The organism is Vibrio chagasii, assembly GCF_024347355.1.
Classification (GTDB): domain Bacteria; phylum Pseudomonadota; class Gammaproteobacteria; order Enterobacterales; family Vibrionaceae; genus Vibrio; species Vibrio chagasii.
Map to the genome: position 1 here is coordinate 891,777 of NZ_AP025466.1, position 16,821 is coordinate 908,597.

Below are 16,821 nucleotides of genomic sequence, written 5' to 3' on the forward strand. Positions count from 1 at the left end.
CAAGCTTCAAAGTCATAGCTCATAGATAGAGCATGGTTCATCGGCTTTTACAGGCCGATGAATCACTTGAAACGACCTAACACCAACCAATAGCGAGCCAAACATTGAATAGATTTATCACCCTATTTGTATCCATAGTTTCGTTTTGTAGCCTAGCAAGTGAACCAACAGAACTCGATTGGAAAGACCTGAGACCAGTACATGCACAGAACCAAATCGTGTTGCCTGAGATCAGCTATCAACAAAAACTGACACTTCAAAAAATATTCACCTTAAGCCAGTACAACGATCCAAAGAGTAATGATGAGTTAGCCACCCTCAAAGAAACATTAAAATCGGAAGGGCTAGACGCCGATGAATTACTGAAACTGCGTTCTGAGTACATCGCGAATCAACAGCGAGCATCAGAAACAGTGACTCAAGACTTTGACGGTAAGAAGGTGCGTATACCTGGATTCCTGGTTCCAATTGCTTTCTCAGCGCCCCTCGTTGCTACCGAATTCTTGTTAGTTCCTAATGCTGGAGCGTGTATACACATGCCACCACCACCAGCGAACCAAATTGTCAGAGTCTCTTACCCTGAAGGCTACAAAGTAGAAACCGTTCAGTATCCAGTTTGGGTCGAAGGTGTGATTTCATCAAAACTGACCACAGACAATGTGTATCTTGTCGATGGCGATACCGATGTGACCATGAGGTACGATATGAATGCTTCGTTGGTTGTGAATTACCACTAACTAAAACGGCGTAAACCACGAAGTGCCAATGCGAGCTTTGGTTTGACCGACAACTCATAACCTATAACAAAAAGAGCCTCATCGAGGCTCTTTTTAACATCCAATCAATCCCAAACCACACTGTGGGTTCTCCGCCAAATTAGACACAATCCAAACTAGCTTGATGGTTCGAAGACCAACGTATTGTCATGTCCGATGATCGTCAACTGTTCACCCGCATCGTCGTAAGCCACAGTAACGCTCTCTTCGAACGTATCAAAAATCAGATTCTCTTGAATCGCTTGAGTTCCACTACAGCCCATTCTTGTGCTGGCAATTGGTGTGAACGCCAAATAGCCTTGTTCAAATGTCGTCACTTGGGTAACGAAGTGGTTACAGCCCGTACGACCATAAATATTATCTCGTGCTATTTGTATTGATGCTTGGTGCGTCGGTTGCTCACCATTAACACGAATAAGATTCCAAGGCCCCATAACAGCCTGATGCATGGACGATAACTCACGAGATGTTTCTATTTCTTGCGCTTGAACGACTGTTCCTAACACTCCAGAAAATAACAACACACTAAGCGATAAAATTACTTTTTTCATTATTCTTTCCATTACTTATAATTACCAACGCGTGAATTTAATTGAGACTGCTTCACCCATTCCTAGCCCTAACCCGCCAGCTTTAAGGTCAAAAATCTCTCCAGCTTCTCGGTCCCAAATTTTCACCTCATGGTAAAACAAGCCGCTGAAGTAATGCCCCTTATTATCGAGTAATTCGATCTGTTTCCCCTTCTCAAGCTTATCGAAGAATCGCTCATCAATATAAGATGAACCAGAAAAAACAGGAATTGTTGTAATACCAGCGAAGCGCATCACTAACTCACCATAATCACCAACAGCACAGGCAATCACAATACCTGCACCGCCACAGGTCGTGACACGATATTGCCAGCCAGAATCGGTAGTAAAGGCACGCTTGATCGTTCCTCGCCCTAATACACCATCTACTTGAATATGCACTTCTTCCGGCAATGTCGTGCCTTTAATTTCAAACATATGAGGTTGAGAGTTACGGAAGTAAGGTATCGACATACCTTGACTAACAAATCGCTTAGTTGGTGTGATAACTTTGATTCTTAACCTATCACCATCAGTGTAACCAATGAGATTAGACAGGGAGCTCGGGTCATTCATATCAAGCTGTTCAATATCAATCCAAGCACCTTTATTAATTGAATAAAAGGCTTTCATCTCTTCGCTGCCACTTTCTCCAGACATGTCCAAGCTATTCTTGATAAATAGCGTTGAACTTAGCACCGAGTTAGAAAACAGCAAGTTTAATAATAGAAATGTAAGTTTAATTTTCTCCAGCATATACTGACCCTAATATTTAATAAGTATTTTAGCTGGCAGAATATTATGTATAAAAAACAAACAAAACAACACATGATAAAATAATATATTAGAATCAAGTTGGGGCGCATACTTTTTTAGGGTTTATAATAATATAACTATCATACTTTAGAACTAGAAATATAACATTTAACAAGTTCAGTAAGAAAAAAACCAATGAACACAAAAGTCTATAAATTAGGGGACGGTAATATTAGCCACATAATAATTTAAACTGAGTTACGTATGGTTATTTATCAAATAATAAAATGACTAACACGGAAAAGAAAACGAGAGGCTTCCTCGTCAAAGAAAGTCATACCCACTGAATCTAAACGGTAGTTTACCCAAGCTTGTCTAGTTTAAGCTCCGCCGTCACCTTAGTAAGGCGCAGGGCTATCGCAAAGCAAACTAAATAAGGGCTTACATACCAAAAGAGACTTTCTAGTGGCTGCTTCACCTGTGCCTCTCTGGTCTTAATATACTGGTTTTTCTGTTTTTCATACTGGTTCAGCATACCACTCACCCACACAGCATCACTTTCTACTAAAGAAACACTAGGCGCAGGAACCGTAAAATCAGCCGCATTTGGCAATAGAGTGAAATCCACATCTTTAAACGTCATCGCGGTGTTCAAATACCACAAACACGCTTCATGGTGCTGCCCATAATTGTCTAATGATGGTTGTCCATTGCAGACATCACTTCTTAACTTATCCAAAGAAAACTGCTGTACAGACTCTAAAATCGCCACCGCTCTGGTTTGTTCTGTTTCGACCCAGTCACCTGCAACTTTGGCACGAATTTCAGACACAGCACCGAGCATTCCAATACCCGCCAGTAGCGGCCACAGATAGTCCATCCGTTTCCATTTTCGTCGGCTCAAGTTGAACCCACACCAAAGAGGAAGGTGTAAAAGGAGCGTTAGCCCCAGTGATAGCAAAACGAAATTCAAAGAGCTAGAGAGCATGAGTTCGCTATCAAAGAAGTTCTTCATAATGAGTTACTTGCTGTTAAACAAGGAGTGATTTGATACTAAGAGTGATATTAGAAAAGAGTGTAAGAGGAAAGTAAAAACAGCACAGAGAATTGGAGTTAGTGCTGTTTATTTGAACATATCAGGCATTAGCAGCATATCTGAGGAATCAAGCTTTAGCTTTTAATTAAATGCTTTTCCATCGGGATACAGTCGAGGCTGATACCTCTAGGAGAATGATAAGTGGAAAGCTCATCACCAATAAAGCCACACGAACGATAAAACGCAGCTGCATTCAGAGTCGATTCTAGTTTCATTAGAGGCAAGTTCTGTTGATTCGCTAGCCCCTCTAAGAATTGCAGCATCATTTTAGCTGCACCTTTACCGTAAAAATCAGGGTCTACGAAAATCGCATCAACCATACCCGTTTGGGTATTGATCTTACCGCTACCAATCACTTGGCCATCCACTTCGGAAACGTAAAAGGTTGCTCCCACGTCAGCGATGAATGCCTCAGACATCTCGCCCGGCGTCCATAGTGAAAGCTGTTCTTCCGAGTAATAAGCGGAACACTGGTCAAGGATGGCACGACTGCGAATATCAAAAATATCCTTGGCATCAGATATAGCTGCTTTCCTTATATTAATCATAATTAACCTCCAAAAATTAATAGATAGTGTTTGCTAACTGATAAAAAACTAGTCGATAGCTAATGTAGGAGAACGTTGCGCTTTAGCTGACATAAAATAGAAGCCAACCGCACTAGCAAGGGAAATTAAAACCACACTTAGCCAAGTAAAGGTGTAACCATAATCATCAATAAAATAGCCAATGACAACAAAGCTCGGCATAACAAAAAGCATTCTTAATGTAATCAACACACCTTGAATACGCCCGCGATGGCTCGACGGTGAGTTGTTTGCTAGGTATACCCCTTCTTTTGTTAAAAGGAGAACCTCGCCTGCAGAAAGAAATAACCAAGCAAAGAAATGAACAGGAATGGTTGGATATAACATCACCAGCATGTAACCAAATGCAAACATCAAACCAGCATAAGCAAGGCTAACTGTCTCTAGTTTCTTTGAGGTTAACCTCATTAAAATGGGTGTGATAAGCACCACTAAAACACAAGCGTAAGTCATTAGTTGCCCAAAAATGACAGGACCTTGCTCTCCGAACACGTGGCTCAAGTACAGTGGGCTCGCCATTGTCATTTGATTCAATGAGTACCACAGCAATCCGCATAGAAAAGTGAATAGTAAAAGCCTTGGCCTTGCTCGTAGAACGGACCAAACAGAGCCTGAGACCGGCTGTTCGAGCTCGCTATCGTTGGCCGATTCTATTCCAGTTTGCACTCTCACAAACGTAGCAACAATAACAACACAGCAAAGAGCAGCCACCCCGTTACCAAAGAATATCCACTCAGTATGATTCCAAAACAGGTAACCAGCCATGATAGGACCAAGGGCTGAACCAAAGTTGTACGCTAAATAACTGAGCGAAATAACTGCATCACGATTTTTAGGTGTGGAAAGATCAGCAACTAAAGCATTGCTCGCGGGCAGAGCTAAACCACCAAAGAAATAGGCTGACAACAACAGCGTAGGCACGATGACAGGATCATCAGCGAAAAAACCACAAACAATCAACAATACTGCAGAGGTAAACTCGCCAAGAACCATGATTCGTTTATGTCCCAATCTATCCGATAACCTCCCACCTAAAAAGCTCCCAAAGAGGTATCCGCCCGTTCCCGCCATTGCTAAGGTGCCAGCTACCGTTGCTGAGTATCCCAACTTGTCAGTAAAAAGTAAGACAAGGAATGGCAGAATGAAGTTACCCATCCCTAAAATCATTCTAGCCACAGCTAAATAATAAATATTGTTTGGTAAGTTCCTGTACATTGCACTGGCAGAGAATAGCTGATTGATCATAATATCCTTAAAGTAACATCAAGTTTTTGGCGACTGTTTTTTATTCGATGGTGCTGAAATCGAGGCTTCTAGGCACGGCAACACTCACCACCTGAGTGCCTGCAATTAAGTCATGCAAACAACGTCTGTCTTTACGTAAAGCAAACAGGTAATCAAGAGTCGATATATACTGACCAACAACAGGAATATAGACAAAGATACTCATCGGTAAGATTCGTTTGATCACTATGTTGAATAAACCTAGTTGTTTGCCATCCATATCAACAATTGCAATTTCCATTACATTTTTACCGATCGTTTGTCCCTTATTTTGCAGTAAGTAGCCGTGACACAAGAGAAACATCACCCAGCCATAAACAAACACCATGATTTGTTCGTGTAGATCTATAGTTCCGTTAGAAGCAGCTCGATCGAACAAGTCGGTATACAAAACAACTGGAATCATAGCAGCCGCGTAAATGAGGCCATCAATAAAAAGCGCCCAAAAGCGAGACCATCGAGATGCGAGAATAACTGTAGGTGTATTTGCTATGACTTCAGACATGCCCTTTCCTAAGGTAGTGTTGATTATTAATGTAGAGAGTGCGATTTCTGATAACTAAAGCTTCATTTATTGATAAAAAACGTAGAAATAGGTGTGAAAAACACATTGTTTTCAATAAATAAATCCGCTTTATAAAATCAAAAGAAACATATCATGCACAAATGGTCACAATAGGTATCCAACGCAGTTTATGTGAGTTTCATTGCATAAAATAAAGATAGAGATGTAATGATAAATTGGAAGGACGCTTACCAAGGTAAAACTTGGAAGTAAGAGGTGGAGACTTAACACGCTGTATAAATGCATTTTTCACTAAATAGTGATACCAAAAATGAAGACTATCGCGTCTACTCTAGCCCCAACACATACTCGATAAAAGCTGACTTCTTTTCACGATATTGATCTTGTGGCCAACCTTCACAGTGCATTTTTAGGGCATTGTATTGTTGGACTAAAGTCCGGTTCATACACAGCTTGTCACGAAACGCCAAAAAGCACTCAAACTCAGAACCATTGGCGACCACTTGCAACGCCACATCTTCAGAGGATATGGATTCCAGCATGCACAATTCGGGCGTTCTTAGCGTATCGAGTTTCTCTTTAAAGCCGAGTGTTGTAAGTCGTTCTACAGCACCCTCAAGCTCGTTGGACTCAACGCCAACGAAGATATCTAAATCGCCCTTAGATACGGCCAACGGAATAGACGATGCGCCGACGTGCTCAACTCTCGCGTTAAGGAGTAGCTTCTTGATATCACGTTCATATCGTTCAAACATCTCATGGCAAGCCGCTTGATATTGTTCTGCTGGGTAAAATTGCATGCGTCCTCACTATTCAAATTAGCACTAGTGCACTACAGGCTATTAAATATGCCTATTGCTACAAGCGACAGAACGATACTAATAATCCCAATACTAGATACTCGCTCCCGCTCTTTTTCGTCAGGTGAAAACGAAGGAAAACGTCCTAAAGTGAACACCTTAGATACAACCCACCCCACGCTAAAGCAAATGATATCCATAATGAAGAACTGGAAAAGCATGCGAAAGAACGCACCAACGAACCTAAAGAGTGTGAGTACTATATCTTCCATTTTCTTTCCTAACGAACGTCAATTTTGAATAGAAAATGCCATGGGTATAGGTTCAGATCAAGTCGCTTATACGGAACTATCTACGAAATAGCGATTGAAAGAAGGCTTAATTCGACCTTCAATTGGGAGAGAGCGGTAAAAAGTTCAATCGGATATGAAGCCTAAAGTATTGTACCCACTTAAATTGACTCGCAATTTGAAAGTAAGAAATTGATTTAAAATATAAGTTCAATATAACAACAAGATAAGCTCAATAATAAATGGCACTCCCTTTGCAAACCATACTGTGATGACCGAAACGCTCTGAGAAAGACAACGAGCCAAAAGGGGAAAAGTCACATGGAGAATAGAATTCCATCTCTAGATGGTTTGCGTGCAGCATCTATATCGCTAGTCTGTTTAGGGCACTTGTGCGGTACGGTTAACTTTCCTCAAATTTTTATGCCACTCAATAGCTTGGGAAACTTCGGCGTAAAAGTATTTTTTGTGATTTCTGGGTTCCTAATCACCACGCTATTGCTCAGTGAACTTAAGCTAACCAATAAGATAAACCTGCCTCAATTCTTCATCCGGCGTATGTTTCGTTTATTCCCTGCTTTCTACTTCTACATTCTTTGTATCGCTATTGCAGAATACGCAGGCATCATCTCTTTACTACCGGGTGACCTATTCCATGCTGTTACCTACACGATGAATTATCACCACGAACGCGAATGGTGGCTCAACCACACTTGGTCACTTGCGGTCGAAGAGCAATTCTACCTTTTGTGGCCACTTTTACTCACTACATTGGGAAGACGACATGCAAAGTCATTGCTCATATTAGCCGTTTTATTTATCCCCTGTATCCGCTACTGGATGTGGTTTGAAGCCGGCAGTTCCCCCTCTGCGATGACCCGAGAATTTCAGGCAATTGCAGATGCACTAGCCATGGGCTGTATTATTGCCTACATGAAAGAGGCAGGGTTCACACTCCCTAATTATTTTGGTTCTAGATTGTTTATAGTCGTGCCTGTGGCGATGATTTTAGTTCCCAGCGCACTCTATAAATTGAGCCCAGCTTGGTTCTACGTACTTGGCCAGACATTAATCAACGTTTGTGCTGCACTTATGATTCTTCGCTATAGCCAGTTTAATCACGGCCTGAGCTTCACTATCCTAAATAGTAAACTTGCTGTGTGGCTAGGTGTATTAAGTTACTCGCTGTATCTGTGGCAAGAACCTTTCTTAAATTCTTGGACTCGTGAATGGTATGCCACCTGGCCTATTAATATTGTTCTCGTATTTATATGTGCGCTCATTTCATACTTCTTAATTGAGCGACCTGGACTTGAATTAAGGAAGAAACTCGCAGCAAGACGTAAGAAGGCGGGGACGGTAAACGGACGTAAATCCAAGGTGTAAGATCTAATCCCCTTCGCAACAACTATAGTTTCTCGAAGCGCCAGTCAGATATCCAAAAACAAAAAGCCCCGGTTATAGGAACCGGGGAAACAGGGTGGGATGAGTTTGGCGCGTGCCCGTAAGACCAAACTCTCCCCAAGCCTCACCTAAGACTCATGCTCTTAGGTAAAGGATGCTGAGTACTGTTTTTGAAAAATACGGTTATTGAATCGTGGCGCCTTGTTCTACCCAAGTGCCGATGAGTGCTCGCTCTTCGTCGGTCATTTGAGTCATGTTACCAAGAGGCATCACCTGAGTTGTTACGGTTTGAGCAACGATCCTAGGTACATTAGCTTTGATCTCTTCTGGCGTATCAAGCATGACACCTGCTGGCGCGGCAGCAAAAGCGGCATGGCTAGGCGTTGCAGAGTGACACACTGAACAGCGCTCTTGAATGACCTTGTTGATGGTTTCAAAGCTGACACCTGCACTCGCAGGTTGCGTTGCGTGTGCTGGAGCTTGTTGAGCATCAGTCGTTGCAGAAGGCGTACTATTCACAGCAAGTTCTTCTGGAGACGATTCGGTCGTGCTAACTTGCACTTCTTGTACCACTGGTGCTTGCACTACCGGGGTCATCTGTTTTTTCGCGTAAGGTGAGGTAACAAACGCGAGAGTAATCATACCCAATGCCGCTACTGGCACTGTCCATGCGAACTTCTGACTGCCATGACGGGTGTTGAAGTAGTGACGAACCAATATACTGAAGATTGCCAGACCAGCAAGGATCAACCAGTTGTATTCCGAGCCGTAAGTGCTTGGGAAGTGGTTACTGATCATGATGAACAGCACTGGCAGTGTCATGTAGTTATTGTGACGAGAGCGCAGTAGACCTTTCGCAGGCAGTGCCGGATCCGGTTCGCGTTTCTCTTCAATCGCTTTCACCAAGTTACGCTGCGCAGGCATGATGACGCGGAATACGTTACCCACCATGATGGTACCGATAATGGCACCCACGTGGATATAAGCACCACGGCCACTGAACACTTGGGTTAGGCCATAGGTCGCAGCAACGAGCAGCACAAACAGCACAACGCCAAGCAACACCGGGGTTTTTCCTAATGGCGAGTCACACAGTAAGTCGTAGATAAACCAACCAGCAACGAATGAACCAATACCAATCGCGATTGCCGTTGTTGAATCAAGGCCAGAGCCCGGTGCAATCAGGTAGATTTCTGCGTTGAGGTAATAAACGACACCCAATAGACACACGCCTGTGATCCATGTGAAGTAAGCTTCCCACTTGAACCAGTGTAGGTGCTCTGGCATTTCTGGTGGCGCAAGTTTGTACTTCTCTAGGTGATAAATACCACCGCCGTGAATCGCCCATAAGTCGCCTGAAAGGCCCGTTTTAGGGTTAACTCGGTTAAGGTTGTTCTCTAACCAAACAAAGTAAAATGATGCGCCTATCCACGCAACACCAACAATCATGTGAGCCCAGCGTATTGCTAGATTCAACCATTCTGTAATATGCGGATCCATAATAAACTCCTGTATCACAACGCTTTAGCTAAGCGTTGCTCTTCCTTGTTGTCTTCCGTTGGCATATCTTCCAAATGCAATGCCACCAGGTCGTTCTCAAAATAAACTTCATCACAGTTATGTCCTTCTCCACCTCTATCGACGATCAAGAACTGGTCTTGATCCGTGAGTGCAAGAACCGGGTGATGCCACACCCCTTTGTGATAGTTCACTCCTTGACGGCCGTTGCTTAAGAAAGCTCGGCAATTGGCTAACGATGGGTTACCGCCTTTTGGGGCAACAACAATTAAATAGGGTTGACCAAGTAATGGAATGAATGCCTGAGAGCCAAGTGGATGACGCTCTAGCATTTTGATGGTCAGTGGGTAGCTCAACGGCGTAGCTTGGAAGATGCTGATGATCGCTTCTCCGCCTTGCTCTTGTACATCCGTTATCGCTAGCTTGTGGTAGCGACGTGTTGATCCACTGTTGATCATGAAAAAATCACTATTATCGGACTCGATAACATCCCCAAACTCTGCAAAAGCCTGCTTAGTTAACGGTTCGATAGTTAAACGACGTATTCCATTACTCATACTGATTTCCTTACCTATTTCGCTTTCGTACCAAATAGACGCAAACGGCTGATACCACCATCTGGGAATATGTTTGCACGTACGTGGGTAATCGCACCAAGGTCATTAACCTCAGAAATGAATTCGTGAATTTCGTGCGCTTGCAGCTTTTGTGCAGGCAATAGTTCACGCCAGAATAGGCTTTGTGTTTCTACTTGGTCGTCGGTCCCGCCTTTCACATAAGCGGCTTGAATTGAGCAGCTGTCTGGGTAGTTACCTTTGAAGTGGGCTGTATCAACAACGATACGTTCGATGTTACCTGGGTGGCCTAGAGCCACGATAACCCAGTCGTTACCCGGTGTACGACGACGTGCTGTTTCCCAGCCATCACCCATGTTTTCACCGCGGCCTGGGCCTAAGATGTTAGCTTTGTTGCCGTAATGCTCGTCGCTACATGCCAGTGCTCGGCCACCGTGTTCAACCGATGCTAGGTCGACTTGTTGTTGAGAATCTATCGCGTCCCAATCAACACTTGGTCGACCATAAACACGTAAGCGTGCCACACCGCCGTCTGGGTAGATGTTCAAACGTAGGTGCGTAAATACTTGGTCACTTTCGATTGCTTCAAGATGATGATGATCACCTTGTAGTGCCATTGAAGGCAGAATTTCTTGCCACTCTGTTGAGTCAGTTGGCTCACCTTGTGGTGAATAACATGCGTCAATTGATGCCGAAGGTGGGAAGTTACCTGTGAAGAATGAGGTATCAATATCAACGCCAGCAATGGTGCCAGCTAGGCCAAGGCGAACGACACAGTAGTCGTAACCTTCACCACGTTTACGTCTGCTTTCCCAACCGTCCATCCACTTGCCGTTATCGTCGTATAAGTCGTCTTTCCACTCTGGCGCTGCATGGCTGAGTAGACGGCTTTTATCGGCGAAAAAATCGTCGGTTGCAAAGATAGCTTCTGCGCCGAGTTTTTCGTCTGCAAGGTTTATGTACTGTTCAAATTTATGGGTCATGTCCGTGTAATCCTATCCAATTAATCAAGTAATAATAAAATGAGAACTCAGTGGCTTATTCGCTTATAAAGCGGGCTCTTAACGCACTAAGACTGGGCTGAGATAGCTGTTAACTCCGTTAACTTACATATCCCAGAGACGAAACATCGCGATCTTGTTGATCTCTTGAATCGCCGTAGCAAACTCAGTTTCACTATCATTTCCTAATCGCATCTCGAACGACTCAAGAATTTGGTAACGATTGGCTCCCTTCACCGCCATGATAAAAGGGAAATTGAAGCGACTTTTGTAGCTGTTGTTGTAAGAAGTGAATTTTTCAAATTCTTCGGCGCTGCATTGGTCAATGCCCGCCCCCGCTTGTTCTTTGGTCGACGACTCAGTAAGTTCGCCGTTTACTGCTGCTCTGCCAGCTAAGTCTGGGTGAGCGTTGATCAAAGCCAACTGTTTGCCTTGGTCGGCATTCAACAAGATGGACGCCATTTTTAGATGAAGATTCTCAATGTGGTCGTCTTCGGCATTCAAACCTTGGTCATATACCGCCTCAGCAACCCATGGGCTGTGCTCGTAAACATCAGCAAAGTGCGCGACAAAAGTGTCACGGTCCATGGTTGTTGGTTGGCAAGATCGAAATTCAGTCACGTTAAGCCTCCTTGCTGTTCGTTCTAATTTTGTTGTCCGTTGTATGGATGATGTTTGTGCCAGTGGTTGGCAATATCGATTCGACGACATAGCCACACGCTGTCATGCTGTTTTACGTAATCTAAGAAGCGTCTCAATGCAGCAATACGACCGGGACGACCAATAAGACGACAATGCAGTCCTACCGACATCATTTTCGGTGCGGTTTCGCCTTCCATATAAAGGGTGTCAAAAGTGTCTTTTAAATACTGGAAGAACTGCTCACCAGAGTTGAAGCCTTGCGCCGTTGAAAAGCGCATATCGTTCACATCAAGTGTGTAAGGGATCACTAGCTGTGGATGACTGGTTTCGGTGTGCCAATAAGGCAGGTCATCGTCATAGGCATCTGAGTCATAAAGGAAGCCACCTTCTTCTGCGACTAAACGACGAGTATTCGGCCCTGTACGACCGGTATACCAACCTTGCGGACGTTGACCCGTCACCTGTTGGATAATCTCAATCGCTTTGGTCATATGGTCACGCTCTTCTGACTCATCAATATATTGATAGTCTATCCAACGATAACCGTGGCTACAGATTTCGTGACCTGCTTCTACCATGGCTTCAGCTACGTCTGGGTGACGCTCAATAGCCATAGCGACCGCAAATACAGTCAGTGGAATTTCATATTCATCGAACAAGCGAAGAACACGCCACACACCCGCTCGGCTACCATATTCATAGATGGATTCCATGCTGATGTGACGCTCGCCTTTGATCGGCTGTGCTGACGGGATCTCTGAGAGAAAGGCTTCAGACTCGTCGTCTCCATGTAACAAACAACGCTCACCGCCCTCTTCATAATTCAATACAAAAGAAACCGCGACGCGCGCATTACCTGGCCATTGAGGGTTTGGAGGGTTAGCTCCGTAACCGATCAAATTTCTTGAATAATCCTTATTCATCCAAGTACTCCTAACATAAGTGGTTGGCTTAGCCGCTCTTTAAGTGAGTCGCCAAATGATTCAAGCAAATGGATTCTCGATAAACAGAGCAACCTTACCCCTATACATTTATTGTATACAATCATTTATCTCAATGTAAAGATTTTGTTATTCAAGTTAATTTTTTATAACAATATCTTTTAAAAACAAGATCTTAACAACACAACCATTGACCAAAAACCAATAACTCACACCTTAAAACTCAGAAAAAACGACTGGATAGTTAACATTTTTCCAACAATTCGCTTTACTAATTGTATACAGTTCGTACATAGTTAGTGATAACAAAGTGACCAGTTGCATTTTTTACAGGGTCGAATTACACAGATAAACCACGGAACAGAGGAGCGCCAAAAGCGCTATTAAAGGACTATGGGAAGACTAACAACACACGTATTAGACACGACTCACGGCTTACCGGGTGCAGAGATCAAGGTAGAGCTTTATAAGGTCAACGAAGACTCAACAGAAAAGCTGGCGACAGTACTCACCAACTCCGATGGCCGAACCGATGCGCCGATTCTGGCAGGAAATGATTTCCGACCGGGGAAATACCAATTGGTGTTTTACGTCGCCGATTACTATAGAAGCAAAGGCGTGGAGCTGGATGGTGTACCCTTCCTTGATGATGTTGTTATTCGCTTTGGTCTAGATGATCCAGACGCGCATTATCATGTCCCTCTTCTCGTCTCGCCTTACAGTTTCTCAACCTATCGGGGCAGTTAATCCCGTGCCCTAGAACTTCGAACTAGGCTCAACCATCGAATAATAAACAGATTCGTGCGTGCATCTAAAATGATGCGCGCTCAGTAAACACGCTCATATAAAAATACTAACAACGTTATTAGTTAGGAACTTGATGGCTAAAGAACAAATAACTAAAGAAATAGCGGCTAGGAAAAAACCTTAAAACTTAATATTGAAATCTCGCTGTATTCAATAAATGGATCACAACATAAAAGGACTTGCTGACATGAGTGAGAGTAAAACAGAAATACTCAACCAAGATGCGAACAACGGAATTTTAGAGAAGTTTTTTAAAATTAAGGCCCACGGAAGTAGCGTAAAAAATGAGTTAGTCGGCGGTGTCACCACCTTCGCAACCATGGCTTACATCATCTTCGTTAACCCACAAATCATGGCCGCTTCAGGCATGGATTCAGGTGCGGTATTCGTCGCAACCTGTATTGGTGCTGCGATCGGCTGTTTGTTAATGGGGCTATTTGCGAACTGGCCTGTCGGACTTGCGCCGGGCATGGGCTTGAATGCCTTCTTCTCGTTCACAGTAGTAAGCGAAATGGGCTACAGCTGGGAAGTGGCACTGGGTGCGGTGTTTATCTCAGGTATCTTGTTCGTCGGGATGAGCTTCTACAAAGTCCGCCAATGGATAATTGAAAGTATCCCGGTGAGTCTGCGCTATTCCATGACGGCAGGTGTTGGCTTGTTCTTAGGTCTGATTGGCTTAAAAACAGCAGGTATCGTCGTCGAAAACCCAGCAACTTTGGTATCACTAGGTGACTTCACTAAACCAGAAGCGCTACTGGCTGCTATCGCGTTCCTTATCATCGCGGTACTCAGTGAGCGTAAAGTCTTTGGTGCGGTGCTAATCGGCATTTTGAGTGTCACTCTGGTCGGTATGATGCTTGGCTTAGTGCATTACAACGGCTTTTTCGCAGCTCCACCAAGCTTAGCGCCTACGTTCCTAAAAATGGACATTATGGGTGCACTTGATGTGTCGATGATCAGCGTTATCTTGGCTTTCCTTTTTGTAAACATGTTCGATACCGCGGGTACTTTGATGAGCGTGGCTGAGCGTGCAAATCTGACGAACCCTGAGACGGGTAAGATCGAAGGTCTGAGTAAAGCGCTTAAAGCCGACAGTATCTCAAGCGTGGCAGGTGCGTGTGTGGGTTGTCCGCCAGTAACCAGTTATGTAGAAAGTGCAGCTGGTGTTGCAGCAGGAGCACGAACAGGCCTATCTGCGATTGTGGTGGGTGCATTGTTCTTAGCGGCAATTTTCCTATCTCCACTTGCAGGTATGATCCCAGCTTACGCAACCTCTGGCGCTCTGATTTATGTGGCGTTCGTGATGATGAGCAGCATGCAGCACGTTGACTGGAAAGACTTCACCAACGGTGCTCCCGCAGCCATTACAGCGTTAATGATGCCTCTGACCTTCTCTATCGCGAATGGTATCGCACTCGGTTTCATTACCTACACAGTGCTGAAACTGGCGACAGGTAAAACAAAAGACGTCTCGATTTCGATGTACTTCCTAGCGGCTATCTTCATCGCCAAGCTAGTGTTCATCGGTTAATCCTATCTCTCCTGAATGGTTCGGCATGGAACGTTCAGAAACGTTGCTTGGCTCGCTCGCTAGCCAAGCAACGACAACATTTTTAAGAAAGCTAATGACATCGATGACGAGAGCATACCCCCTACCGATTCAGTGCACCTTTTTTATGACCCTACGCAGTTTGTAGAAGTCATTATTTGACGCCAATCGCCTGTAAACGGCAACGCAGGCAGAGGAATATCAAATGAAACTTCTGTACACCCTTAATGAAAGACCGCCTCACGGGCTAACCCTTCTACTCGCATTACAGCACATGCTCGCCTCGATTGGTGGCATCGTCGCTGTTCCCCTTATTGTCGGCGCTTCTATTGGCCTACCTAACACAGAGATCGTTTCACTGATCAATGCTGCACTATTGGCATCCGGTATTGTGACCGTCGCTCAATGTCTTGGTTTCGGACCTGTCGGTATTCGATTGCCCGTTGTAATGGGTTCAAGCTTCGCCTTTTTAGGGGTGGCCATTTCAATCGGTAACGAAGGTGGCGTAGCCGCCATTATGGGCTCAGCGCTAATCGGCTCGTTCGTGGTAATCGGTGCCAGTTTCTACATGGACAAGGTTCGCAAGCTGTTCCCAACCGTGGTAAGTGGTGTGGTGGTTACCTTAATCGGCTTAACCATTTTACCGGTTGCCATGAACTGGGTCGGAGACTCTCCTGCCAACACCGAACAATTCGCCACACTACCTAAATTGTTCCTAGCACTTGTCTCACTGGGTATTGTGGTTGGTGTATCGGTTTACTGTAAAGGCGCGGTTGCGGCTTCCGCTATCGTGATCGGTTTAGCAGGCGGCTACATTGTGGCTTTATCACTCGGCATGGTCGACCTTGAGCAAATCGGCTCTGCGGCTTGGATTGGCGGTCCTGAACCTTTTAAATATGGCTTTACCTTTTCAATCAGTGCCATCATCAGTATGAGTTTGGTGTACATCGTGGTTATCGCTGAAGCAACAGGTGACTTCATGGCGCTTGGCAACAACTGTCAAACACAAGTCAGCGGTAAAGACCTAAAACGTGGGCTACTGGGTGATGGTATCGGCAGTACCTTATCGTCGATTCTCACTGCAATGCCACTCGCTTCATTCAGCCAAAACGTTGGTATTGTCGGTATCACAGGGGTAGCAAGTCGCTACGTGGTTGCCGCAACCGGTGGTTTACTAATTTTAGGCGGTTTATTCCCCAAATTAGCCGCTATTGCCGTCACGATCCCTAAACCCGTTTTGGGTGGTGTGGGCTTTGTGATGTTCGGAATGATTGCTTACGCGGGTATCCGCATGTTGATCAAAGCCGCAGACACCAAGCGAAATGCCTTGGTAATCTGTGTAGGTTTGGCATCTGGTTTGGCCGTTACCTTCGAACCAAGATTGCTGCAACACTTGCCACACGATTTAGCGAACTTCCTGCACTCTGGCATTACGACTGGCACCATCATGACGGTTGTTCTTAACCTTGTATTGCCTAAATCTTCACGCGCAGAAGAACAAGAAGCGTTAGCCGAAAGCCAAGCGCAAGTTGAGCTAGAAATGAAAGAACAAGCTGAAGAAGAACTACACTCAAACGAGCAGCTAGAGATTCAACAAGCAACAACAGAAACTGACGTTCAAACGGCATCAGATAACCCTGAGCCAAAAACGAACTAACTGATTCTCGAACTAGCGTAAAACCGATTTCCGTAGAATCACG

At 44.5% G+C, this 16,821-nt stretch carries 17 protein-coding genes; 5 read left to right on the forward strand and 12 right to left on the reverse strand.

Features of this window, described 5'->3' with window-relative positions:
- Window positions 1–104 precede the first annotated feature (104 nt).
- On the forward strand, window positions 105–737 hold the full coding sequence (locus OCV52_RS19940; protein WP_137406829.1) for a DUF3299 domain-containing protein: 633 nt from the start codon (window positions 105–107) through the stop codon (window positions 735–737).
- A gap of 155 nt (window positions 738–892) precedes the next feature.
- On the opposite strand, the gene OCV52_RS19945 is transcribed toward OCV52_RS19940, so the two are convergent.
- From OCV52_RS19945 to OCV52_RS19975, 7 genes are all read right to left on the reverse strand, one after another.
- Entirely contained in the window at window positions 893–1,327 is a 435-nt protein-coding gene (locus tag OCV52_RS19945) for an META domain-containing protein (protein WP_061033019.1), read from the reverse strand.
- A gap of 21 nt (window positions 1,328–1,348) precedes the next feature.
- Window positions 1,349–2,005 (reverse strand): hypothetical protein, encoded by a 657-nt coding sequence (locus tag OCV52_RS19950; RefSeq protein ID WP_233090178.1) that lies wholly within the window; start codon window positions 2,003–2,005, stop codon window positions 1,349–1,351.
- A 457-nt stretch (window positions 2,006–2,462) separates the two neighbouring features.
- Window positions 2,463–3,116, reverse strand: coding sequence for a hypothetical protein (locus OCV52_RS19955; protein WP_102425831.1), 654 nt, complete (start codon window positions 3,114–3,116; stop codon window positions 2,463–2,465).
- 155 nt (window positions 3,117–3,271) lie between these two features.
- Complete coding sequence (locus tag OCV52_RS19960) at window positions 3,272–3,745, reverse strand: GNAT family N-acetyltransferase (protein WP_137406827.1); 474 nt, start codon at window positions 3,743–3,745, stop codon at window positions 3,272–3,274.
- A gap of 48 nt (window positions 3,746–3,793) precedes the next feature.
- Complete coding sequence (locus tag OCV52_RS19965) at window positions 3,794–5,029, reverse strand: MFS transporter (RefSeq protein WP_137406826.1); 1,236 nt, start codon at window positions 5,027–5,029, stop codon at window positions 3,794–3,796.
- Window positions 5,030–5,069: 40 nt separating this feature from the next.
- Window positions 5,070–5,573, reverse strand: coding sequence for an RDD family protein (locus OCV52_RS19970; RefSeq protein ID WP_137406825.1), 504 nt, complete (start codon window positions 5,571–5,573; stop codon window positions 5,070–5,072).
- A gap of 347 nt (window positions 5,574–5,920) precedes the next feature.
- On the reverse strand, window positions 5,921–6,394 hold the full coding sequence (locus OCV52_RS19975) for a GrpB family protein (protein ID WP_137406824.1): 474 nt from the start codon (window positions 6,392–6,394) through the stop codon (window positions 5,921–5,923).
- Between the two features lie 611 nt (window positions 6,395–7,005).
- Here OCV52_RS19975 and OCV52_RS19980 point away from each other — a divergent pair.
- Window positions 7,006–8,070, forward strand: coding sequence for an acyltransferase family protein (locus OCV52_RS19980; protein ID WP_137406822.1), 1,065 nt, complete (start codon window positions 7,006–7,008; stop codon window positions 8,068–8,070).
- A gap of 201 nt (window positions 8,071–8,271) precedes the next feature.
- Here the strand turns inward: OCV52_RS19980 and OCV52_RS19985 are convergent, their stop codons facing one another.
- From OCV52_RS19985 to puuE, 5 genes are all read right to left on the reverse strand, one after another.
- Entirely contained in the window at window positions 8,272–9,588 is a 1,317-nt protein-coding gene (locus OCV52_RS19985; protein WP_137406821.1) for a urate hydroxylase PuuD, read from the reverse strand.
- A 14-nt stretch (window positions 9,589–9,602) separates the two neighbouring features.
- Window positions 9,603–10,163 (reverse strand): ureidoglycolate lyase, encoded by a 561-nt coding sequence (locus OCV52_RS19990; RefSeq protein ID WP_137406820.1) that lies wholly within the window; start codon window positions 10,161–10,163, stop codon window positions 9,603–9,605.
- Window positions 10,164–10,177: 14 nt separating this feature from the next.
- A complete protein-coding gene (alc, locus tag OCV52_RS19995; protein ID WP_137406819.1) occupies window positions 10,178–11,164 on the reverse strand; it encodes an allantoicase in 987 nt (328 codons plus the stop codon).
- Window positions 11,165–11,287: 123 nt separating this feature from the next.
- A complete protein-coding gene (gene uraD / locus OCV52_RS20000; protein ID WP_060980997.1) occupies window positions 11,288–11,803 on the reverse strand; it encodes a 2-oxo-4-hydroxy-4-carboxy-5-ureidoimidazoline decarboxylase in 516 nt (171 codons plus the stop codon).
- 23 nt (window positions 11,804–11,826) lie between these two features.
- Window positions 11,827–12,747 carry an allantoinase PuuE gene (gene puuE, locus OCV52_RS20005; protein ID WP_137406818.1) on the reverse strand — a complete coding sequence of 307 codons (921 nt, stop codon included), beginning with the start codon at window positions 12,745–12,747 and terminating at the stop codon, window positions 11,827–11,829.
- 411 nt (window positions 12,748–13,158) lie between these two features.
- On the opposite strand from puuE, the gene uraH reads away from it, so the two are divergent.
- From uraH to OCV52_RS20020, 3 genes are all read left to right on the forward strand, one after another.
- Window positions 13,159–13,512, forward strand: coding sequence for a hydroxyisourate hydrolase (uraH, locus tag OCV52_RS20010; RefSeq protein WP_017076963.1), 354 nt, complete (start codon window positions 13,159–13,161; stop codon window positions 13,510–13,512).
- Window positions 13,513–13,759: 247 nt separating this feature from the next.
- Complete coding sequence (locus OCV52_RS20015; RefSeq protein ID WP_137406817.1) at window positions 13,760–15,103, forward strand: NCS2 family permease; 1,344 nt, start codon at window positions 13,760–13,762, stop codon at window positions 15,101–15,103.
- Between the two features lie 223 nt (window positions 15,104–15,326).
- A complete protein-coding gene (locus OCV52_RS20020; protein ID WP_137406816.1) occupies window positions 15,327–16,778 on the forward strand; it encodes a nucleobase:cation symporter-2 family protein in 1,452 nt (483 codons plus the stop codon).
- Window positions 16,779–16,821: the final 43 nt, after the last annotated feature.